Source organism: Alteromonas sp. ABV2_168 (assembly GCF_056161165.1).
Window position 1 is genome coordinate 163,471 of record NZ_JBSWYQ010000008.1, and the last position, 21,867, is coordinate 185,337.

The window sequence follows — 21,867 nt, forward strand, 5'->3', positions numbered from 1 at the left end:
GTGACTAATTACTTTGCAAAAAGTGACGCTATATATTTTATGCAAAGAATTTTAAAATTTGCTGTCAGCCAGAAGCTGTTGTTAAGGTCCTTTGCGGACTGCCCGGTGGAGACCCGGAAGGCTCAAGCGGAACCGGTGAAGCCATGATACGATACGGGCGTATCAGCGGCAGCCAGTGCCATCTTATTACAGACCGATCATTTCCATCCTAAAGTGTCATCTTACACTTGTCGCTGTAAACCTGACTTCTGTCTGCTTCGTGAGCACAGTATGATTGCATAGCATGATTGTCGCCTTTACACTCAGTGACACTTTGCCTGAAAATTTACAAGGATTATCAATGACGGACTCTTCCCGCAGACAATTTATGACCACCGCCGGAGCATTGGCAGCCGCCGCGGCCCTGCCCGCTTCTGCGCAAGCTGCCTCATCAAACTGCTCGCTGGATGCGCCCGTACTCCACATAGTGTATTTCTGGCTGGCAAATCCGGACTCAGCGGAAGATAAAGCGATACTGATTAAAGGTTTGAAATCTCTTCAGGCTATTCCTCAGGTTCAGGCGCTGCACGTAGGTGTACCGGCCTCAACCCTGAAGCGGGATGTGATTGACAATAGTTTTCACGTGTCTGAATTAATGATATTCAACTCTGTAGAAGATCAGGATGCGTATCAAACCCACCCGGTTCACCTGAAGTTCGTAGAAGAATGCTCGCACCTGTGGGAACGTGTTGTGGTTCATGACTCATTGTCAGCCTGACTTGAGCCTGACCGCTGCCGGCCAGAGTAGAAAGATCCATTTTTTTCTTTAACAGGTCACGCAGCTTAAAATGCCACCAGAAATTTGTGAGAACAATAACATACTGAGACATAGCGTTTATGTTTTTCAAACCGGAAACCAGCTACCCATGAAAACTGCTTTTCTCTTTTTAATCTTTTGTTTGTTCAGCCGGATGATTTGCGCCGGCGAATTCAGCGCCGCGAATATAGAAACCACCACACCTTACCGTGCACCGGTAATGATTCAGGGACCTATGCCCATTGAAGCTGAATATTTTGCCAGTCTTCTCACCGGCGTCACCATAGAGAAATCAGGCACCACCACCTTCTATAAAGGTTTGCTGAATAATTACCCTGTTGTGGTCGCGCAAACCGGCAAAGGCCTTGAGAATACCGCTGCGGCCACTGCGGTGGGCATCACCCGGTATCATCCTGTAGCCATTATTAATCAGGGCACTTCAGGCGGTCACGATCCGGCTTTGCTGGTCGGTGATATTGTGCTCGGTAAACGTGCACTGAACGCAGGAAATTTTAAAACCCCTTTCAGGGAAAAGGGTGAAGGCTCTGCGCCATTAAGCTGGAAACCCATGGACTTACTGGCCTCGTCAGGCAGTGCCGGTGAAGGGGAGTCAGCAAAGAAATCAGAGAGGATCCGCTATTATGTGGGTGACAGTAAACTGCTGGCATCCGCCCATGCCATAAGCGGTCAATACAAACGGGGAAAAGTAACGGAAGGCACTATTGCCAGCGCAAATTTCTGGAATAACGAGTTAGACCGGATTGCCTGGCTCCATGAACATTTCGGTACCAGTACAGAGGAAATGGAAACCGCCGCAGCGGCGCAGATTGCTCACGCGTATGATGTACCGTTTCTGGGAGTGCGGGTGTTATCGAACAATCTGACTAACGGCGGACACTACGATCCTTCAACGGCCAAGGACTGTCAGCAGTTTGTCCGTGACCTCGTTACCCATTACATCGCATCATTAGAGGCGAAATAAGCAGACTGTTTTTGAGCCGCAGGTTGCTGCGGCTCTTTTCAGTAAAGCCGGATTATTTAAGTTCGATATCACTGCGCGAGGGCAACGCATCAAACGCACCGTACTTTGAAACTGCATGGGCGCCGCAGCGGGTAGCAAAACGCAGAGAAGACATAATGCTTTCAAAGTTGCCTGCCCAGGCCACAAATGACGCTTTATCCTGTACTTCTTCTGCTAACGTGAATAAGAACCCGCCCACGAAGGCATCACCGGCTGCTGTGGTATCTACTGCACTGACAGGAGGCGTAGGATAAATACCGTTGGTGTCGTGACTGTAAAAAGCCACCGGATTTGCGCCATCCGTAACCAATACCAGCGACACACCGCAGTCCATCCAGCTTTGAATCTGCCCGTCGATATTCGACTCGCCATACAGCTCAATGAGCTCCTCTTTGCTGGCCTTTATCACATCCACCTGTTTTGCCGTTTCATCAATAAAATACGGTGCCAGGGAAGGCTCTGCCCAGAATGCAGGACGTAAATTAATATCCAGACACAGAATGCTGCCTGCCCCTTTGAACCCGTCAATGGCAGACAAGGTGACTTGGCGTAAATCCGGCGTGCTCACTGAGCCCGAGCAGAAACTGACAATGCGGGGTTTCTCAAATAATGCAGGCACCAGGTCTGCTTCTGAGATATCAGTATGGGCCGCATTGTCGATATAAAAATCGAAAGATCTTTCACCGTCAGCGTCAAGGCCGACAAAAGCCAGAGCGGTTTTCCCTTTTTCAGAATATGTGGTGAAAGCGGTATTCACCTCAAGGGCTTCCAGTGTTCGGTGCAGGTAATGACCAAACTGATCTTTCCCCAGCTTACCGAACAGATAGCTTTCGCCACCCAGTTTGGCAACTGCAACAGCAACATTCGCAGGTGCGCCACCGGCAAATTTTCTGAAGCTTTCCGTTGCGTCTGTAATTCCGGGCTGCCCCTTGTCAGACAGCATGTCGATTAAGGCTTCTCCCATGCATAACACTTGCATTTGCATTCTCCTTACTGATTGTGCAACAGATAAACCGGCTTACTGAAAAAGCAAACCTGCGAGATTGATATCAAAGCGCAGCCCCAGCACCACGGCATCACTTAGGTCTTCCTGTCTGGCTTTGTCGCCAAACTGATCGGGATTAACGATGTAATGGATGTTGGGCTGAATGCGGATGTTGTCGTTCACATGAATGCCGTAACTCAGTTCCATCATTGCCTGCATACTGGCGGGACGGCCTGAACCTTCGTTAAGGTTGCGCAAAATAAACTGGTCTTCAATGGCGTCATGGCTGTAATGTTGCTCTGTATACACAAAGGCGACCGTATCTTTATCGCGGCCCGGGAATGTCCCCCGCTTCACAAAGCCGGCCTTAAAATAAAAATCTTCAATCAATTCACCGGAGGTGCCGGTAAGCACAGCACCAAACAAGGTGACGCTGCGCTGAGAGTTCAGGTCGGGTCTCAACACGGTCTGTTCGAATCTTGCAAATACACCGGAACGGCCGTTGCGGGTGGCGTAGTCATTTCCGCTCAATGCGGCATAATCACCGTTCTCGTCTTTTGACGGGTCGTTATAATCAGCACCGTCATACCAGCCGCCCACTTCGTAGCGGCGCGGATAGTCATCATTGTCCCATGTCGTCTGATACCCCAGCGTGACAGGCACCACCACCCCGGTAGAATCTTCAACTCCCCAATCCAGGCCATGATCGTCTGACGCCTGGTGAGGAGTATTTTCTTCGTAAACACCGGCATGGAAATAGGTTTTGTCGTTCAGCCAGAATTTAGCATGACCACCCCAGCTGGACACCGGCCACCAGGTAAAGTTACTGGTACGGAACACGAATGTGGGATTGCCGCACGCAGAGTTAGTCTGAAAATACTGACACAGCTCGGAACCCAGAAAACTGATATTGGCGACAGTGCGGCCGGCTTCAACCTGAAGTTGCCCGTCAAGAAAGTGTTTTTCTACGGTAAAACGGGCCAGACGGCTGTTCTGTCCGCCATAAATTTCCTGCACCGATGTACTGTTGCCAATGTATTTTGGTGCAAGGTTTTGTCCGTGACGGTTAGTCACTGCCACATGGATTGTGGTGTCTTTCCAGTCAGATGCCTTCTCCATGTCGAAATCTGCACCCACAAAAAGCTGCCCGGCATAGGCACTGCCCCGCTGTTGGCCGCCATTCACATTCGCTGCCGCTTCGCCGGTATAGCTGGCCTGGAAATTAACGTAATCAGGCATGTCCTGTGCACTTACCTGCCCGGAGGCAAGAAGCAGAGCGATGGTTGCACCACAGGTTGAACCGGCCTGAGACACCTTTGTCATCAGCGGTTTACGGGAGGAAATTTCAGATATCAATGAAGGAAAAAAACGCATGCAGCATCCCCTGGCAAAGTGTGATTTCAATCCACAACACGATCACACCGTGTTAACAGTGACTTCAAGGAGACGCAATTTAATGCAGCTGAATCATTAAATCAACTATATTTATTTAATAATTATTGACGAATTGTTAAAGACTGTACTGCGCGAGTAAGGGCAAATTGGCGCTGCCAAAGGACTGGGCATCCGCCCCGACCGAGCCTCCGCGTAAGATTAACGAAGATAATCCCCGGAAGTCAGCCGACTGTAAAAGGTGCCCGCAGCGACTGAGCAATTCTGCTTTGATGTTGTCTGGCAGAGCGCCTTCAATAACCACCGCATCAAGGTCCAGAAAGGCATGGGCACTCATGGCACTGTGCACAATGCCGGTAGCCACAGAGTCCAGCCATTCGCTGATCCCGGGCACATCTTCAGGCCATACTTGTTGCCTTCCATGCAGGAATGCCGTGTCCTGCCCCGCCTCTTTCAGGGTTTTCTCCAGCAGGTATATTGATGCCACATCAAGAAGCTGGCCGCCGGCAAGACTGCCCGGATAAGGCAGAGACCCCACCGCACCGGCATTACCGTGACGACCGGTATGTAACTGCCGGTTCAGTACCATACCGCCACCGATGAAGGTGCCGACAAAGCAATACAGGTAATCGTTGAGATCCCGGTGTTCACCAAACCAGAGTTCGGCAGCACAGGCTGCGGTGTCATCGTTGCACAGATAAACTGGCAAATCGGTGATCTTCTGAATGGCAGCAGGAACATCAAAGTCCTGCCATTCTGACAATGCCTCTTCCGGCGCGCCGGCCTGCTCGCTCCAGCGCCAGATTTCAAATGGCATGGCGACACCCACACCACTCACACGCAGTTTTTCCCCGTCACTTAAGGTTGATAACATCGCCCGTATCCCCTTTTCTGCGAAGCGGATCATGGCATCCACTGCCGGATAGTCCCACTGCTCCCGAAGTGACGAGCGTACTTTGCCGCAAAAATCGATAAGGGTGATCTGAATACTCCGGCGACCAATTTTGATACCGACCCCATAAGCCCCGTCTGCCTTAAGAGAGAAGGGTACGGTGGGTTGTCCCCGCTTACCTCTTTGGGGCTCCCCGCGCAACAACAGCCCGTCTTCTTCCAGTTTATTGATTATTACAGTGGCGGCCTGGGCTGACAGGCCTGTTTCATTGGCTATACGGGCTTTGGGCAATTCCTGATGCTGACGGATCAGCGTCAGAATGCGGCGTTCGTTCAGTGCCCGCAGACCTGACTGGCCTTTCAGCGGGGTGCTTTTTTGCCAGAATCCATGGGGTTCAACTTGCTGGCCGGAAGAATTTGCAGGCATATGAGACATCTTATTTTCATTAAATCAACAACGTATAGTAGTCCTTCCATTCCCTGCTGCCTAGTCCCCTGGCAAAATGCCCCCTTAAAGTCATCCGGGAGAAAGAAAAACAATTAAATAAATTATGTTGATTTATTGACACATAAAATTTTTGTTGTTTAAATCGCTTAACTAATTGTTTACATGCTGAGGAATGACCGTGCAAAAACGCGCGCCACTGGTTTCTAAAGAAACGCTTGTCCCATTCATTTTGCTCACCATCTGCTTTGCAGCCTGGGGCGTTGCCGCCAACATGACGGACCCGCTGGTAAAGGTATTCAGTAAAATATTTACCATGTCGTCATTACAGTCTGCACTGGTGCAGTTCGCATATTACGGCGCTTACTTTTGCCTGGCAATTCCCGCAGCATTTATTAACAAACGGTTTTCCTACAAAACAGGTGTGTTAACAGGCCTGGGCTGTGCTGCCACCGGCGCATTTCTGTTCTACCCCGCCAGCCAGACCATGACTTACGGTTTCTTTCTGGCGGCGCTGTTTGTTCTCGCCGGCGGTCTGTCGATTCTGGAAACCTCTGCTAACCCTTATGTTATGGCCATGGGATGCGAAAAAAGCGCAACCCGACGCTTAAACCTGGCCCAGGCGTTTAACCCTGTGGGCACAAACTTAGGGGTTTTCCTGGCGGCAACCCTAATCTTACCCAACCTTAATCAGGCCTCAGCGGAAGAGCGGGCGGCCATGTCGGTTGCAGAATTGAAATCAGTCATTGGTGCTGAGCTCGACGCCGTTATGTTGCCTTACGTAGGCATGGCCTGCGTGCTGGTGCTGGTATGGATTGCCATTGCATGTATTAAAACGCCGGTAAATGAATCCACAGAATCCCGCAGTGAAAATGTGCAGCTGGGCGCGTCACTGAAACGTTTGCTGGGTAACCGCCACTATCGTTTAGGTGTGCTGGCTCAGTTCTTTAATGTAGGCGCGCAAACCTGCGTCTGGACTTTCACAATTCAGTACGCCATGAAGGCCGTGGGCGGTAATGAAGTAGATGGCGGACAAATTCTGCAGTACAGCATGATTGTGTTTCTGATCTCCCGGTTTGTCATGACCTGGCTGATGCAGTTCCTTTACCCTGCCCGCCTGCTGATGATCATGTCATTAGTTGCCGCAGGCCTGTGTATCATCATGACTCAGTCACCGGATTTCATCGGCGTCATTTCACTGGTATCAATCTCTGCCTGTTTGTCTTTAATGTTCCCGACGATTTACGGTATCGCACTGGACGGACTGGGCGAAGACACCAAACTGGGCGCGGCTGGTCTGGTCATGGCCATCCTCGGCGGTGCAATTCTGCCACTGTTCCAGGCTGCACTTATCGATTCATCCGGCATCGTTGTGTCATATATCGTACCGGCCATCTGCTTCCTGCTGGTCGCCGGCTACGGGTTGTTCGACATCAAATCTCACCCTACACGGGTTGCCCATTCTGACGGTTCTGAAAAGGTTACATCAGAAGAGCAGTTAATGGCGAAGTAACGGGCGCGGACGATTAATAAAAATGTATAGAAAGGCGACGGTTGTCGCCTTTTTTGCGGGCGTTTTTTCGACAAATAAAGCATGTGTGGACTCTTTTTAACATGATGTACTACGCTGTAATACAAAATCTTTGGAGATAACTTATGAGTATTACGAGTGTCCGTCTCAATGACGATATAGAGAAGCCACTGGATTCTCTTGCGAAAAAGCTGGATCGAAGTAAAAGCTACCTTATCAATCAGGCGGTGAGAGAGTTCATTGCCAGGCAAGCTGTTGATGACGCCCGATGGGAAGAAACTCTGGAAGCAATAGAGTCAGTCAACAGGGGGGAGCTGATTGATGATTCAGAAGTGAATGCATGGCTCAATAGCTGGGGTTCAGACAAACTGAAAAAAACGCCTTCAATATGAAACTTCAGTATACGCCGCAAGCGGTGGATGATTTGAAACGTTTACACGACTTCGTCGTATTAAAAAGCCCATTAGCGGCAAGAAAAATTGCAATTGAAATTCAGGACGCAGCGTAACGGCTAAAGCACTTTCCGGAAATAGGTTTACCGGTTCTGGCAAGCCCTTCACCAGAATGTTTCAGAGATATCTATATTGGCAATTACACGATTCGCTACCAAATAAAATCGTCCGGACTCATCTACATTTTGTGGATCTGGCATAACAAAGAAACCGAAAAAGATTCATAAGCAAGAAAGCGGACTGATGTTCTTCTTGTCCGCATCCCTACTAATTATGGCTTTATATGCCAGCATCACATCAACCGGTTAACCCCTGACAACAGCGCTTTAATCGCGGCAGTGATGATATTGCTGTCGCTGGCACAGCCGAAGGTGGAATCAGCCCCTTCCAATTTCACTTCGATGTAGCACACGGCTTTTACGCCTGCACCTTCACCCACCGCGTGCTCGTGATAATCTGCCACTTCCACTTTTTTATTCAGGAAAGTGCTCAGGGCATTGGCCGCCGCTTCAACCGGACCGTTACCGGTGCCCCCTATAGTGTAAACTTCGTTATTCAGGGCAAACTGAATACTCACCGATTGCTCACCGCTTGCCACCGACGTAATCGTGCTGCCGGTATAGGCGAAAGGCGTTGCGGCATCGAAATATTCCTGCTCAAAGACTTCTTTCATACGTTTTGCCGACATTTCTTTGCCGGTGCTGTCGTTTTCACGCTGCACAGTACGGCTGAATTCAATTTGCAGTTTTCGCGGCAGTTGCAGATTCGCTTCCTGTTCGAGCAGGAAGGCCACACCGCCTTTACCGGATTGGCTGTTTACGCGGACAACCGCTTCAAATCCGCGCCCCACATCTGCTGGATCGATGGGCAAATAAGGTACACGCCAGCGGCCGTCTTTACTCTGCACCGCCATCCCTTTTTTGATAGCGTCCTGATGTGAACCGGAAAAAGCGGTGTAAACCAGTTCACCGGCATAAGGATGACGGGGATGCACAGGCAACTGATTGCACTCTTCCACCAGCTTACGGACCTGATCGATATCAGAGAAATCCAGTTCCGGTGACACGCCCTGGGAATACATGTTCATTGCCAGAGTCACAATATCCACATTACCGGTACGTTCGCCATTGCCGAACAGGCAGCCTTCGATACGGTCAGCTCCCGCCATTAATGCCAGTTCAGCAGCCGCCACAGCGGTACCCCGGTCGTTGTGCGGGTGCACACTTAACACAATACAATCCCGCCGATTCAGGTTGCGGTGCATCCACTCAATCTGGTCGGCATAGGTATTCGGCGTATTCATTTCCACCGTCGCCGGTAAGTTGATAATGATTTTGTTCTCTGTGGTTGGCTGCCAGATGTCCACCACCTCATCCACGACCTCTTTAACAAAGTCGATTTCGGTACTGGAAAACACCTCTGGGGAATACTGATAAGTCCAGTTCACTTCCGGTGCGCCGGCGGTCAGTTCCTTCACCCAGCGGGTACCGGTCAGGGCGATGTCTTTCACCCCAGCTTTATCAGTGTTGTACACAATCTCACGGAAGTCCGGCGCAAGGGGATTGTACATGTGTAAAATAGCATTGCGGGCGCCCCGTAAGCTTTCAACAGTGCGCTCAATCAATTCATAGCGGGCCTGAGTCAGCACTTCTATGGTGACGTCATCAGGAATATGGTTGCCTTCAATCAGTAGCCTGACAAATTGAAAATCGATATCTGATGCCGATGGAAAACCCACTTCGATTTGTTTAAAACCGATGGACACCAGCTTTTTGAAGAAACGCAATTTGGTTTCAATCGACATCGGGTCGATAAGCGCCTGATTGCCATCGCGGAGGTCTGTACTCATCCAGACAGGTGCCTGTGTAATGGCTTTATTTGGCCACTGACGTTCAGGTAAGGATACGCCAATGAATCGCTGATATTTGGTATGAGGATGAGTAAGCATGAAACGAAGACTCCGGGATGTATAACGGTTCACGTAGTGTACGCGATATCTGTTGGCAGAGGATTGCTATCACTTGCTTATTTCACACCCTTGAAGCAATAATATAGCTCAAATTATCACTTCAATGACTTTTAATGCCAGACAGGAGAGCGAAAGTGGAATTAGACAAGACTGACAGACAAATACTGGAAACGTTGCAAAAACACGGTCGTATTTCAAATCAGGAACTGGCTGAAGCCGTCAACCTTTCTCCTTCCCCCTGCCTGAGGCGGGTAAAGCAACTGGAAGACAGCGGCTTTATTGACGGCTATGTTGCGCTGGTTAATGCACGAAAATTGGGACTGACCCTGGTGTCGTTTATTCAGATCGTCATGGACAAGCACACCCCCGAACGATTCGAGAAGTTCGATAATGCTATTGCCACCTTTCCTGAAGTACTCGAAAGCCATTTGATCACCGGTCAGTCTGCAGATTATCTGTTAAAAGTCATCGTAAAAGACATGGATGACTTTCAGCAATTCCTGCTTAATAAACTCACCCGTGTAGAAGGCGTCAGCGGCGTGCATTCCTCTTTTGTGCTGAAATCCCCCAGGAAAAGTACTGCTGTGCCGGTGTAAGGGTGACTTTATCGTTTGAGCTGCCCTGGCGGTCAAAAGGCCGTTACCTATTCACTGATCCCGTAAACAAAAACGACGCAGGTTTTCACTGCACACACCAATATGAACAGTTTAATCTTCTGTCAGGGTTAATGCCGGCAGCCTTCGGGAATGCAGCGGTGGCCTATGACAGTACGACGTTGACGGGAATATTCCTTCGCAGGGAGCCGCTTCAGTGGTTTGCGGTACAGGGATTACAGTCATATGAACACAACAAGCTGGCAGTTGAAGTGATGTCCCGCTGGTTAAATACGGTGGATACCTACTACAAAGCCAACCATACGCTGATGGAGAAATACAATGTGGAAGACATTGCCACCTCTGCCAGCGGCGGCGAATACGAAGTACAACATGGCTTCGGCTGGACCAATGGTGTAACGCAGGTTTTTGCCAAAGCGCTGCGTACCGGCACGCCTGCCAGCCCTGCTTTGTAAAAGCATTTGCATTAGCCCGCATTGCCCGTTAAGGTTGCCTCAACAATCAACGGGCAATGCTTCAGTGTTAACGTGATCCCTCATTAGTTAGCGTCTCTGAAGCCGGACCTTGTGTCTGTCCCCCTGCTCCTGTCATACTTTTCACTATTACACCCTCACAGGGTGACTCCGGAGTTTTTATGAAAGTACAATCTGTTGCCGCTCTGGCTGCACTGGGATTTATATTATCGGCCCCTGTAAATGCTGCATCATCATTGCAGGATTTAAAGAAGGCGCTTACTAAGACGGAAACCACAGAACCCGCAACGGCCAGCGCGTCTGAATCAGTAGATTTATCAGGTTTAATCAGCTCAGTCAGCAGCAATTTAGGTGTAACTGAAGCGCAATCGGAAGGCGGACTGGCTTCTCTTTTTAATTATGTAAAAGGGAACCTTTCTGGTACGGATTACAGTGAACTTGCCGGCAACATTCCTGGCCTGGAAGGATTATTATCCAGCGTACCGGAAACATCCGGTTCTTCATCTTCAAAGTCTGATGCCTTGTCCGGCTTGCTGAATAAAGCGTCTGAGTACAGCAGTACGGCGAAATCTATCAACGATCTGAAACAGCAATTTGAAGCACTGGGCCTGACGCCGGAAATGATCAGCAGCTTTGTCTCTCAGGCCAGCAGCTATTTCAAGAGTGAAAATAACACCGAAACCCAGTCTATTTTCCAATCAGGACTGGATAATTTGCTCTCCGCCCTTTAGGGTAAAACCTCTCATTCATGCAGAGCAGACCGGCAACATCATTGTTGCTGGTCTGTCTGCCGGCTTCTCATTTAATAGTTAATCATGCATTTAAAGAACCGGATCTCATCTTTCAGCCGTAACCCCCTGTGGCTTCGTTTCTCCGTTTACTTTCTGTTAATTTATCTCACTTACGCGCTGCTGGCGGGGGTAGTATTACCTGCAGTGCTGAAGGCCACCGTGCCGGATAAACTCACTGACATGCTGGGGCGGGAAGTCACCGTTAAAGACATCTCAGTGAACCCGTTTTTATTGCGGGCTGAAGTCAGTGACTTCAGCATAAAAGAAGCTGAGCGCGACGAAAACTTCTTTGCCTTACAGGCACTGACCGTCGATCTGGGTTTCTGGCAAACGCTGACCAGCTTTACTCCCACTGTTGAAAATATTGCCTTGCATGCACCCTACGTGCAATTACATCGCTTAACTGGCGGAGAAAATACACGGCTGAACGTCTCTGACATCATCGATACGCTGGCAAAGAATGCGCAACCGGAAGAGCCTGAAACAGCCCCGGAGGAACAGGCTGGTATTCCACACATCAGGCTGAATCATTTTACACTGCAAAGTGGCCACATTTTACTTAGCGACGCAGTCACCGGTGCCCGGCTGGATTACCCTGAGCTGGATATCACGCTTACCGGACTGGACACGCTGGCAACTATCACTGAACAGTCCGGCAAATCAGCAAACAGCCCCGAAGCAGAAAGCAGTGAAACAGACAATGCTTACGCCTTTCAGCTAAATACGGCTGAAGGCGGCAAAGTCAATCTTAAGGGTGATTTTCAGCTTTCGCCGCTGGTATTTAACAGTAATATCCGTTTGTCGGATATTGCACTGGCCCCTCTGTGGCCACTTTCAAACGACATAATAGATGTTGAACTGACTGACGGCCGTGTTGATTTGACGCTGGCGTTTTCCTTATTTGAGGATAACGCGTCACTGAATGTAACCGTGAAAGACGGCAGCTTCGGGTTACATTCTCTTACCCTTGCCCGTCAGGACGAGCCGAAGATAACCTTACCGGAACTTGCCGTCGATGGCATAAAGGCAAACCTTGCGGATAAGTCTGTCAGCGTTGATAAGATTGCTGTAGCAGACATGCAGGTAAATGCCCTGTTCGATGATGATGGCCTGGATTTACAGCGATACCTTTTACCAAACACAGCGTCACCTGAGACAGAAACACCAAACACAACACCAGCAAACACGGCGTCTTCAACGGGCAGCACATCTGCTCAAACGCCGGCCAGCGAGGAAGAATCAGGCTGGCATGTTGTATTAAATGCCTTTGAATTTACCGGCGGTGAAGTCGCACTGAACGAGAAAGCCATTGCTGACAATATGTTCTGGCGGGTTTTCAATATAAACCTGACAACAGGTCCGGTTGACAGTCAGTTTACCTCACCGGTTCATTATAACTTAGTCCTGTCCACCAGCGGCAATGCTGAGGGTTTTGCTAGTGAAGCCACCGGCACGCTCCGGTCTGAAGGCGATATCGATGTAACGGCACAGCAGGTGAAAGGTGCACTGACGCTGGATAATTTCCTTCTCGCGCCGCTGCAACAATATATCTCGCCTTATGCGAATGTGGTAATGGAAAGCGGACGCCTCAGCACGCAGTCCAGTTTCACTGCTGACGCATCAGGCACAGCAGACATTAACGCTTCTGTCACTCTTGCAGACCTTGCCATTCTGGATACACAAAAGAAAGCGCCATTACTTAAATGGAAGGCCCTTGATATCGCCAACCTTGCATTCAGTAAAAAGGCAAATACCTTGAGCATTGATAATGTGGTGTTGAGTGAGCCGTTTGCGAAGCTGGTTATTGACGAAAACAAACACACCAATATCAGCGATATTATTGTGAGCCGCCCTCCGGCAACAGAAGACTCTGGCTCTGCAAGCGAACAGGCCGTGCAGGAAGAGTCTGCGCAGGTAGAGGGTGCAGAACACAAGGAAGGTGACACATCGGAGAATGCAGCAGATGAAAAATCACAACTGGCTATAACGGTTAATCATATCAGCATTGAGAACGGTAACGCCTACTTTGCCGATAACTCCCTGACCCCCCGCTTTGCTTCAGGAATAGAATCGTTAAACGGTACTGTCAGCCAGCTGGACTCTGTATCAGGAAAAGCGGCTGCCGTAGATATAACGGGCAAAATCGATAACTATGCGCCGGTATCTCTCAAAGGCAATATTGACCCGTTCAGAGACGCCCTGAATCTTGATTTGATGTTCTCGGTAAGCGGTGCTGAGCTGACTTCAGTGAACCCGTATTCCGGCACCTACATGGGGTATTACATTGACAAAGGGCTGCTGTCGCTGGATGTACAATATAAGCTTCAGGGTGATGCGCTGGAAGGCGATAACCACGTAGTCATCGACCAGCTAACGCTTGGTCAGAAAAGTGACTCTGAGCAAGCCTTAAGTCTTCCTCTCGGACTTGCCGTCGCGTTGTTACAGGACCGCAACGGTGTGATTGATTTAGGCCTGGAAGTCTCCGGTGATGTGGACAGCCCGGACTTCAGCTTTGGCTCGATTATCCTCAATGCCATTGGCAACCTCATCACCAAAGCCGTTACCGCGCCCTTCTCTTTCCTTGCCAGCTTAGTGGGCAGTGACGATACCCTCAACGAGGTGTCTTTTGCTGCCGGTAGCAGCGAGCTTGATGATGAAGCCACAGCCACATTAACTACTCTGGCAAAAGCGCTGAAAAAGCGTCCCGGCCTGCGATTGAATATTGAAGGAACAGTGAATGCAGTAGCCGACGCTGGTGTTCTGGCAGAAAAAACCTTACAGGACAGACTGCTGAGCTTGTCCGGTGCCGTCGCACTGCCAGCGAACCTGACTGCCAGCAGTTATCCCGTCGAAGGCCCGTTATCTGATGCACTTAAACAGGCGTTTACGCAGACGTTGGGGATCACTGTGGAAGAAGAACGGGCTAAAATCATCGCTCAGCTTACGCCGTCAACGAACGAAAAAGGTGCTTCCGAGCAAACGGAACAGACACCTCCAGAGGTAGACGACCCCCGGGTTCAACGGGCATTGCACATTGCCATGTACAACTCTTTGCGCAGTAATATCGACATTTCCCCGGGCCAGTTGGCAGCACTGGCAGACATGCGCGCAAAAGCAGTAAAACGTTATCTGATCAACGATGCAGCTGTAGATGCCAACCGCCTGTTCCAGTTAAACAGCCGCCACCATCTGCAGGACGATGTGAGTGGCGCAACGCTTACGCTGGAAGCGGATTAAAGGCGTTGCACTAATCCATGCCAGGGCCTCCCGTCGCTTTGTACACGCTAAGCTGGCTTAAGGTCACATTCAACTGAGATTGAATGTGACCAACCTTAGCATCTAACCATTGTCGTTGCGCCATCAGAACAGGCAATTCACTTGTCAGGCCAGCTTCTGCGTCTGTTTTAGTCAGTGCAAGTCTTTGGGTTATGCGGGACAGCGCTTGCTGACTTTGCTCCAGTTGTCTTCCGGCGCTGTTGGCCTGCTCAATGGCACTGTCAACTTCTGTCCATGCCGATAACACTTGCTGTTGATATTGCACAATGGTTTGCTGTTGCGTAATTGATGTGATCTCAACCTGACGATGAAGCTGGTTCCGGTTGAACAGCGGTAAGTAAAAGCCCGGGCCAATTTGCCAGGTTCGCGACGACCAGTCGGATACCGCACTGCTGCTTAGCGCTTCAATGCCCACATTACCTGTTAACTGGAATTGTGGGAACAGCGCCGCTTCTGCAATGCCTATGTCTGCGGTCGCCGCTCTTACTTTGGCTTCTGCCGCGCGAATGTCCGGGCGCTGACTTAATACACTGGAAGGTACGTTGAGCGTAGAGAGCACATACTCATGAAACGCATCGTGTGGCGCTTCCAACAAAGGTGTCAAGGAACCCGGTTGTACGCCCACCAGCAGCGAAAGCTGATTGGCTAACACATATACTTCACTGCGCTGACCGTCCAGCGTAGCGTTTAATTGATGAGTTTGTGCTTCTAACGCTAAACGTTCTGATTCATCGCCCAGCCCTGCAGCAATCAGGGCCTCCTGTATAGATAATTGAGTATGCAGGTTTGTCAGTTTTTGCTGTTGCAATACCAGTACAGCTTGCTGTGCGCGGTATTGTACATACCGGCGCATTAATTCTGTCGTTAACGACAAACGTAAATCAGCCAGTTCACTCTCTGCCATTGTCTGCTGAGCATCTGCTGCATCAATCTGATTAGCTACTTTTCCCCACAGGTCAGGTTCCCAACTGGCATCAAAGCCCGTTGAGTAAACGGTAAAAGGTGATGCCAAAGCATCCGTCAGGGCATCCTGTTGCTCACCAGAGGACGACAACTTTATAAATCTCGTCATACTGCCGTCTTCACTCAACCGCTGCCTTTTTACACTGCCTGAAAAGCCTGCCTCCGGCTCGCCACCGCTTCCGGCTACCTGCCGGTAAACACGGCTGCTGGCAAAATTCAGTGCAGCCACCTGTAAGCTCTGGTTATGTTTCTCTAACATGCTGTGAAGCGCCATCAGCGTCTTATCGTCGTTTAACCAACGCGACACCGTGTGGTTTTGTGTTTGACCATCAATGCCTTGCAAAGACGGCCAGGTCAACGGTACTGCCACCTCAGGTTTTTCATATTCAGGACCCAATTTTGTGCATCCCGACATGGTCAATGCAGTGATGAGCGTTAAAGAAATAAGCGAAACTTTCATATGATGAATGTCCTTATGAAGTCCTGTGTCTGAAAAGCCAACTGGCTACCGGCAGAGTAATGGTGGCGATAATAACCAGCGGGATCATCTCCTGATAAACGTCAGCAAACGTTGCCCCTTCAAGATAAACACGCCTGACAATATTGACCGAAAAACGCAGTGGATTAATGTAGGTAATATCCTGCATTAATTCAGGCATGTTGGTCAGCGGCGTGGCAAAACCCGACAACAGCATGAGCGGCATGAGTAAAACGAAGGTATACAGCATGGCTTGCTGCATATTCAGAGAAACGGCAGAGATAGACAGACCGATCCCCACACTTGCCAGTGTAAATAAAAATAACCCTGTATAGAGCGTCGTTAACGCCCCCTGAAAGGGGATCTCAAACCAGTACCGGCTGATAAGCAGCACCAGCGAAGATTGAATAAGCCCTATACACACCGACGGCAGCGCTTTGCTGATTAAGATTTGCGAAGGCAGGCTGGGTGTCACAAGTAACTGATCAAATGTGCCCTGCTCACGCTCTCTGGCAACGGAAAGTGCTGTAAGCATCATTGTTTGAATCATGCTCAGCGCGGCAATCATTCCCGGTAAAATAAGCCAGCGTGTTTCCATATTCGGGTTAAACCAGGCGCGGTTTTTCACCTGCACAGGAAGCTGCCTCCCAAGATCATTTTCCGCATTGTAAGACATGGTAATGGCGTTAAAGCTGCCAAGGGCCGCGTTAGCTGTTGCCGAATTCCGGCCGTCGACAATAAGCTGTATCTGGCTACTTTCCCCGCGGGATAATTTGTCTTCAAAGTCAGCGGGAAAATACACTACCATCAGCGCCTTTTGATTACCGATAACGTCAGCAATTTCCGTACTTCCCGACAGCGTAGCCACCTGATTAAACAGACCGGCACCCTGCAGTTTCTGAAGTACCTCGTGGCTGGCCTGGCTGTCACTTTGATCGAGCACGGCATAAGGCACCTCTTTCAAATCAAATGTGGCGGCATAGCCAAACAGCAATGTTTGCATAATGATTGGCATGATCAAAATGACACGGCTTGAGGGATCTTTTAAAACAGAAAGAAATTCTTTCTGGCACAAATTAAAGATAAGAAAAAAATAGTGACGGACACTTCCCATAGTTTAATCCAGTGTCTTTTTAGTAAGAAAACGGGCCAGACTGAGTAACACCACGGCGTACACTGTGAGCAACACCAAATCTTTAATAATTACGGGCCAGAAATTACCGGCCAGAAACACCGTTCGCAGCAGTTCAATAAAGTACGTGGCAGGAAGCAAACTACCAATAACATGAACGCCGGCGGGTAAATTACCTAAATCGAAAATAAAGCCGGAAAGCATCATCGCGGGCAGGAAGCTGGCGAGAATGGCAATCTGGCTTGCCAGAAACTGGTTGCGCGTCAGTGCCGAAATAAGTAGCCCGATTGCTAATGCCACCAGCATGTATATCACTGACCCTAATACCAATACCCAAAACGCGCCCTGAATGGGCACATGGAAAAGAAAAGTCGACGCCAGCACGCAAAATACCAGGCCTATGATACCGACACCAAAATAGGGAATTATTTTAGCCAGAATGATTTCAGCAGGCCGGACCGGGGTAACAAAAAGTGCTTCCAGTGTGCCCCGCTCCCACTCGCGGGCCATGACGAGCGCGGTGAGAAACGTGCCCACCAATGTCATGATAAGTACGATAAGCCCGGGCACAATAAACCATGTGCTAGTGTTGGCATCGTTAAACCAAAGCCTTGGAACAACAGTCACGCCTCCGGATTGATGCGCGTTTGCTCCGAGGCGGTCTTGCTGCTTTGACGCCCACACACCGGTGAGTGTTGAGAAATAGCTACTTATCGAAGAGGCCCGCGTTGCATCGCTGCCCAGCACGATAAGTTGAATGTCTGCATTTCCGGTTTTTAATTTGCTGGCGAAAGTGTCATCGAGAATGGCAATGGCTTCAACATCCCGCGCGCGCAACGCCTTTTCAGCCTGTTTCAAGGAGGTCATCTCACTGGGTATGAAATAAGGCGACAGCCTTATCGTTGAAACGAAATCATTTGTCTCTGGCGCAGGCCGGGTAGTCACCACGGCTAAACGAATATCTTTCACATCCAGCGTAACGCCAAAGCCAAAAATAAAAATGAGCGCGATGGGTAAGCCAATACCAATCAGTAGATTACTTTTATCACGTAGTAATTGCCGGGTTTCCTTTTTTACCAATGCCCACAAGCGAATAGCAAAGGCGCGAACAGGACGGGACTCACTTGACATCAGCGACCTCCCCGTCTCGTTTTTGTCGACTTTGCGCAATGATACTGATGAATGTCTCTTCCATGCTCATTGCCGAATCGCCGTCTATGCCAGCCCGTATCTCCTCAGGCGAGCCCATGGCGAGCTTTTTACCTGCATCCTGAATCAAAATCTTGTCGCAGTATTCAGCTTCTTCCATAAAGTGGGTGGTAATGATGATGGCCGTGCCGGTTTTTGACAGTGCCGTGATACGTCGCCAAAAAGCCCGGCGGGCTAACGGATCCGCTCCGCTGGTTGGCTCATCGAGAAACAATATATCGGGCTGGTGCATAAGGCTGGCCGCCATGGCTAACCGCTGTTTGTAGCCTCCGGGTAATGATGCACTTTTTTGCTGCACATGAGAGGCTAAATCAAATTGGGAAATCACCCGGTCAATGGCTTGTTTTCGCTGCTTTCCCCACAGCCCGTATGCACCCGCGAAGAAGCGCAGGTTTTCAAAAACGGTTAAATTGCCATACAACGCGAATTTCTGTGACACGTAACCAATGCGGGACCGTGCGCCAGCAGCGGCCGTTCGTAAGTTTTTTCCTGCTACGTCCAGCGTGCCTGATGTGGCGGGTAACAATCCGCAGAGCATCCGGAAAGTCGTTGTTTTTCCCGCACCATTTGGCCCGAGTAAGCCAAAGATATCACCGGGATAAACTTCAAAAGACGTTTTGGCAACTGCCGTAAAGTCACCAAACTGTTTAACCAGCTCGTTAACAGACACGACAGGCTTACCGTGCGTTTGAGATTGCCCGGTATGTTGGTTTTGCTGCGCTAATGAGGATACATCCACTGCGGCGGGTTTAATATGAGTCTTCAAATGCATCATAAACGCATCTTCCAGGCGGGGAGGCACAGATTCAGACTGCGCGGCTTTTACCTGATGCGCGATGGCTTTTATATCTTTGTCTTGATGTAACACGCAGCGTACCCGCCCCCCCTGAGGGACGGCATCGATTACGTCCTCTTCGTTATTAAGCAGTGCACTTTGTAAATCCCGCGGCTTTTGGCTTGATGAAGGAGTTACCACGAAACACCGCCCCGCTGCGTCCTGCTTTAATTTCTCAGGGGTACCTTTTGCCAGAATGTTTCCTTCATTAAGCAGGTACACCTGATGGCACCGTTCGGCTTCATCTAAGTAAGAGGTGCTGACCATAACCGTGAGCGACTCATCTTCCACAAGTTGACTGATAATCTTCCATAACTCTTGTCGTGACAGAGGGTCAACGCCAACAGTGGGCTCGTCAAGCAGTAAAAGCGCCGGAGAGCGCACCAGCGTGCAGGCTAAACCGAGCTTTTGTTTCATGCCGCCCGACAAGTTTCCAGCCGGTCTTGAAGTGAATGCAGAGAGATTCGTCATGCTTAGCAGGCGCTCGTACCGCGCCTCACGGGTTGCTTTATCCACGCCATGTAAGTCTGCATACAAATCCAGATTTTCCTGTACGCTTAAATCTTCATACAAACCAAATCGCTGGGGCATGTAGCTAATTAAATTTTGTACCTGCTGTGCGTCTGTCGCCGTTTTATAGCCAAGTACACGTAAGCTGCCATCAGAAGGAACCATCAACCCTGCGACCAGGCGCAGCAGCGTGGTTTTTCCTGCACCATCGGGCCCCACCAGAGCGGTGAGTTCCCCTTTCTTTGCTTCGAAATCTATCTGTTTGAGGGCTACGGTTTGCTGACCGTCTCCGTTGAATTGTTTAACCAGCGCGCTGGCACTCACCACCGGTTCACTCATGATTAGTGTCCGTTGTTAACAAGCATCACAGTGGCAGGCATCCCCAACTTAAGGGTATTGTCAGCATCATCAACCCTGACCCTAACCTCATAAACCAGTGACGTGCGCAAATCCTCTGTTTGCACATTTTTCGGCGTAAATTCAGCGACAGAAGAAATAAAGCTGATAGTGCCTTTGATGGTTTTATTCAGCCCGTCAACATGAACATCAACGGCTTCACCTACCCTGGTGGTCGCCAGTTGGGTTTCATTAATATAAACCCGTATCCACTTGGGTGACGTTAACGCCAACGTGATAACAGGACGCTGAGTGGTGGCAAGGTCGCCGGGTTCCATCAGCCTTGCCCGCACTTCACCCTCACTGGGGGCGAGTAACACAGTGCGGCTAACCTGTTCAGCCAGTAAGGCTTTTTGTGAAGCCAGCACTTGTAACTGTGCTCTGGCCTGATCGATGTCTTCTTTTCTCGGCCCCTCTTCAACCAGTGCTAAACTGGCCTTCGCTTGTGCAAGTGCTGCCTGCAGCGCAACTACCTGATCCCTCGCCTCATCAATATCCTGTTGGCTTACGCCTTTACCCAGTGTTTTGCTGTCAACTGAATGCAGTCTTTTAAGCCGGGCTGATGCAATATCCACATTCGCTTGTTGCTGCACCACCACCGCTTTTGCCTGTGCAATCTCCTGGGGTCTTGAGCCCGCCTGCAACTTTGCCACTAACGCTTCCTGGGCGGCAATTTGCGCATTGGCCTGCGCCAGCTCAAGGTTTGGCACGGTATCATCCAGTCTGGCAATAACCTGACCCGCTTTAACCACATCCCCTTCTTCCACATTCACAGCTGTTACCCGCTCGGACTGAGTGAACGATAAAGACACCTGGCGGATATCGACATTCCCGAACAGTTTTGTTTGCTCAGCCCCGCGTTCAGGCCAAAACGTATAGACGGAAACTGCCGCCGCTACCGCGACGACAATGAGTACAGCGAGCTTTTTGTTCATAGAAGAATTCACTTGTGTAAACATCAACACATAACACAATATGAAATTCAAATTTGAATTTCAACTAGTTCAGCGGTAAAGTGCCTGATAATTTACATAAGCGACCTGGTGATGAAATAAATGCAAAACCGAAAGGGCCGTGCCGATGGTGAAGAAACGAAAAAGCGCATCTTCGCTGCCGCCGCCGAATTATTCGCTCAACGGGGTTATCACAACACGTCAGCCAAGGATATTTGCAGTGCAGCAGGCGTGAATGCCGCTGCAATCAATTATCATTTTAATGGTAAAGATGGTCTGTATGAGCAGGTATTTTCTGCGGCGATAGAACATTTTCTGCATTTAGACTTTTTACAGGCACTCGATGAGAGTCACGCAACAGCGCAAGACAAGCTGGACGAACTCATTGAGCATGTGGTGGCCAACATACTGGAAGAGCGAAGCTGGCACGGAAAAGTGTGGGCGCGGGAAATTGTCACGCCATCGCCGATGATTAATACGGTGTTAGTAAACGAAGCTCACACAAGGGCGAGCATCATCAAGAAAATGGTGATGGAGGCCAGCGATTTTAACGCTACCGACGATGACGTTACTCCTGTCTACGCCTTATTCACATTATTAGCACCTTGCATGATGCTGATGATAGTAAACCCGGAGCTGCCCACGCCGATCCAGCCCATTTTTTCACGCCCGCAAAGTGAACTTGTCGCTTACATTAAAAGCCTGATGAGAAATCAGTATCCTGCTAAATAGCACACAGGCCCGCCGGGGTTGGC

The 21,867-nt window shown here is 49.7% G+C and carries 18 protein-coding genes; 9 read left to right on the top strand and 9 right to left on the bottom strand.

What is annotated here, in order from left to right; all coding sequences use genetic code 11:
- Positions 1-340: 340 nt before the first annotated feature.
- Both ACXAH4_RS13445 and ACXAH4_RS13450 read left to right on the top strand, forming a co-directional pair.
- Complete coding sequence (locus ACXAH4_RS13445) at positions 341-757, top strand: Dabb family protein (RefSeq protein WP_474843352.1); 417 nt, start codon at positions 341-343, stop codon at positions 755-757.
- 148 nt (positions 758-905) lie between these two features.
- Positions 906-1,778 carry a 5'-methylthioadenosine/S-adenosylhomocysteine nucleosidase gene (locus tag ACXAH4_RS13450; RefSeq protein ID WP_474882252.1) on the top strand — a complete coding sequence of 291 codons (873 nt, stop codon included), beginning with the start codon at positions 906-908 and terminating at the stop codon, positions 1,776-1,778.
- 52 nt (positions 1,779-1,830) lie between these two features.
- Here the strand turns inward: ACXAH4_RS13450 and ACXAH4_RS13455 are convergent, their stop codons facing one another.
- From ACXAH4_RS13455 to ACXAH4_RS13465, 3 genes are all read right to left on the bottom strand, one after another.
- Positions 1,831-2,796, bottom strand: a complete 966-nt coding sequence (locus tag ACXAH4_RS13455; RefSeq protein WP_474847424.1) for a carbohydrate kinase family protein — start codon at positions 2,794-2,796, stop codon at positions 1,831-1,833.
- Between the two features lie 39 nt (positions 2,797-2,835).
- On the bottom strand, positions 2,836-4,176 hold the full coding sequence (locus tag ACXAH4_RS13460; protein ID WP_474882254.1) for a carbohydrate porin: 1,341 nt from the start codon (positions 4,174-4,176) through the stop codon (positions 2,836-2,838).
- A 136-nt stretch (positions 4,177-4,312) separates the two neighbouring features.
- Positions 4,313-5,512, bottom strand: a complete 1,200-nt coding sequence (locus ACXAH4_RS13465) for an ROK family transcriptional regulator (protein WP_474843360.1) — start codon at positions 5,510-5,512, stop codon at positions 4,313-4,315.
- Positions 5,513-5,711: 199 nt separating this feature from the next.
- Here ACXAH4_RS13465 and fucP point away from each other — a divergent pair, with 199 nt between their 5' ends.
- Positions 5,712-7,043 carry an L-fucose:H+ symporter permease gene (fucP, locus tag ACXAH4_RS13470; protein WP_474843362.1) on the top strand — a complete coding sequence of 444 codons (1,332 nt, stop codon included), beginning with the start codon at positions 5,712-5,714 and terminating at the stop codon, positions 7,041-7,043.
- Positions 7,044-7,186: 143 nt separating this feature from the next.
- Positions 7,187-7,453 (top strand): CopG family ribbon-helix-helix protein, encoded by a 267-nt coding sequence (locus tag ACXAH4_RS13475; RefSeq protein WP_119502442.1) that lies wholly within the window; start codon positions 7,187-7,189, stop codon positions 7,451-7,453.
- Between the two features lie 352 nt (positions 7,454-7,805).
- Here the strand turns inward: ACXAH4_RS13475 and leuA are convergent, their stop codons facing one another.
- Positions 7,806-9,461 (bottom strand): 2-isopropylmalate synthase, encoded by a 1,656-nt coding sequence (leuA, locus tag ACXAH4_RS13480; protein WP_474847420.1) that lies wholly within the window; start codon positions 9,459-9,461, stop codon positions 7,806-7,808.
- A 155-nt stretch (positions 9,462-9,616) separates the two neighbouring features.
- On the opposite strand from leuA, the gene ACXAH4_RS13485 reads away from it, so the two are divergent.
- The 4 genes from ACXAH4_RS13485 to ACXAH4_RS13500 all read left to right on the top strand — a co-directional run bounded on the left by ACXAH4_RS13485 (position 9,617) and on the right by ACXAH4_RS13500 (position 14,597).
- Positions 9,617-10,078, top strand: coding sequence for an Lrp/AsnC family transcriptional regulator (locus tag ACXAH4_RS13485; RefSeq protein ID WP_119502445.1), 462 nt, complete (start codon positions 9,617-9,619; stop codon positions 10,076-10,078).
- 2 nt (positions 10,079-10,080) lie between these two features.
- Entirely contained in the window at positions 10,081-10,551 is a 471-nt protein-coding gene (locus ACXAH4_RS13490) for a trehalase family glycosidase (RefSeq protein ID WP_474843367.1), read from the top strand.
- A gap of 179 nt (positions 10,552-10,730) precedes the next feature.
- Positions 10,731-11,300 (top strand): DUF2780 domain-containing protein, encoded by a 570-nt coding sequence (locus tag ACXAH4_RS13495; protein ID WP_474843368.1) that lies wholly within the window; start codon positions 10,731-10,733, stop codon positions 11,298-11,300.
- 84 nt (positions 11,301-11,384) lie between these two features.
- Positions 11,385-14,597 carry a DUF748 domain-containing protein gene (locus tag ACXAH4_RS13500; RefSeq protein WP_474882255.1) on the top strand — a complete coding sequence of 1,071 codons (3,213 nt, stop codon included), beginning with the start codon at positions 11,385-11,387 and terminating at the stop codon, positions 14,595-14,597.
- Positions 14,598-14,607: 10 nt separating this feature from the next.
- Here ACXAH4_RS13500 and ACXAH4_RS13505 read toward each other — a convergent pair whose 3' ends face one another.
- Genes ACXAH4_RS13505 through ACXAH4_RS13525 form a run of 5 tightly spaced genes read right to left on the bottom strand, consistent with a single transcriptional unit; the run spans position 14,608 to position 21,094 of the window.
- Positions 14,608-16,059: an efflux transporter outer membrane subunit gene (locus tag ACXAH4_RS13505; protein ID WP_474843372.1), complete on the bottom strand. Its 1,452-nt coding sequence runs from the start codon at positions 16,057-16,059 to the stop codon at positions 14,608-14,610.
- Positions 16,060-16,072: 13 nt separating this feature from the next.
- Positions 16,073-17,191 carry an ABC transporter permease gene (locus tag ACXAH4_RS13510; protein WP_474843374.1) on the bottom strand — a complete coding sequence of 373 codons (1,119 nt, stop codon included), beginning with the start codon at positions 17,189-17,191 and terminating at the stop codon, positions 16,073-16,075.
- Positions 17,192-17,194: 3 nt separating this feature from the next.
- Complete coding sequence (locus ACXAH4_RS13515) at positions 17,195-18,340, bottom strand: ABC transporter permease (RefSeq protein ID WP_474843376.1); 1,146 nt, start codon at positions 18,338-18,340, stop codon at positions 17,195-17,197.
- On the bottom strand, positions 18,330-20,102 hold the full coding sequence (locus tag ACXAH4_RS13520; protein ID WP_474843378.1) for an ATP-binding cassette domain-containing protein: 1,773 nt from the start codon (positions 20,100-20,102) through the stop codon (positions 18,330-18,332). Before ACXAH4_RS13520 ends, ACXAH4_RS13515 begins: the two co-directional genes overlap by 11 nt.
- Positions 20,103-20,104: 2 nt before the next feature.
- The gene (locus ACXAH4_RS13525; protein ID WP_474843380.1) at positions 20,105-21,094 is read right to left on the bottom strand and encodes an HlyD family secretion protein; all 990 of its coding nucleotides are present in this window, start codon (positions 21,092-21,094) and stop codon (positions 20,105-20,107) included.
- A 120-nt stretch (positions 21,095-21,214) separates the two neighbouring features.
- On the opposite strand from ACXAH4_RS13525, the gene ACXAH4_RS13530 reads away from it, so the two are divergent.
- The gene (locus ACXAH4_RS13530; protein ID WP_474843382.1) at positions 21,215-21,844 is read left to right on the top strand and encodes a CerR family C-terminal domain-containing protein; all 630 of its coding nucleotides are present in this window, start codon (positions 21,215-21,217) and stop codon (positions 21,842-21,844) included.
- The last annotated feature ends 23 nt before the right edge of the window (positions 21,845-21,867 follow it).

Excerpts from the sequence above, each read along its gene's own strand:
- ACXAH4_RS13445 (WP_474843352.1), top strand. The coding sequence starts at position 341 with ATGACGGACTCTTCCCGCAGACAATTTATGACCACCGCCGGAGCATTG.
- ACXAH4_RS13450 (WP_474882252.1), top strand. The coding sequence starts at position 906 with ATGAAAACTGCTTTTCTCTTTTTAATCTTTTGTTTGTTCAGCCGGATG.
- ACXAH4_RS13455 (WP_474847424.1), bottom strand. The coding sequence starts at position 2,796 with ATGCAAGTGTTATGCATGGGAGAAGCCTTAATCGACATGCTGTCTGAC.
- ACXAH4_RS13460 (WP_474882254.1), bottom strand. The coding sequence starts at position 4,176 with ATGCGTTTTTTTCCTTCATTGATATCTGAAATTTCCTCCCGTAAACCG.
- ACXAH4_RS13465 (WP_474843360.1), bottom strand. The coding sequence starts at position 5,512 with ATGCCTGCAAATTCTTCCGGCCAGCAAGTTGAACCCCATGGATTCTGG.
- ACXAH4_RS13475 (WP_119502442.1), top strand. The coding sequence starts at position 7,187 with ATGAGTATTACGAGTGTCCGTCTCAATGACGATATAGAGAAGCCACTG.
- leuA (WP_474847420.1), bottom strand. The coding sequence starts at position 9,461 with ATGCTTACTCATCCTCATACCAAATATCAGCGATTCATTGGCGTATCC.
- ACXAH4_RS13495 (WP_474843368.1), top strand. The coding sequence starts at position 10,731 with ATGAAAGTACAATCTGTTGCCGCTCTGGCTGCACTGGGATTTATATTA.
- ACXAH4_RS13500 (WP_474882255.1), top strand. The coding sequence starts at position 11,385 with ATGCATTTAAAGAACCGGATCTCATCTTTCAGCCGTAACCCCCTGTGG.
- ACXAH4_RS13505 (WP_474843372.1), bottom strand. The coding sequence starts at position 16,059 with ATGAAAGTTTCGCTTATTTCTTTAACGCTCATCACTGCATTGACCATG.
- ACXAH4_RS13510 (WP_474843374.1), bottom strand. The coding sequence starts at position 17,191 with ATGGGAAGTGTCCGTCACTATTTTTTTCTTATCTTTAATTTGTGCCAG.
- ACXAH4_RS13515 (WP_474843376.1), bottom strand. The coding sequence starts at position 18,340 with ATGTCAAGTGAGTCCCGTCCTGTTCGCGCCTTTGCTATTCGCTTGTGG.
- ACXAH4_RS13520 (WP_474843378.1), bottom strand. The coding sequence starts at position 20,102 with ATGAGTGAACCGGTGGTGAGTGCCAGCGCGCTGGTTAAACAATTCAAC.
- ACXAH4_RS13525 (WP_474843380.1), bottom strand. The coding sequence starts at position 21,094 with ATGAACAAAAAGCTCGCTGTACTCATTGTCGTCGCGGTAGCGGCGGCA.
- ACXAH4_RS13530 (WP_474843382.1), top strand. The coding sequence starts at position 21,215 with ATGCAAAACCGAAAGGGCCGTGCCGATGGTGAAGAAACGAAAAAGCGC.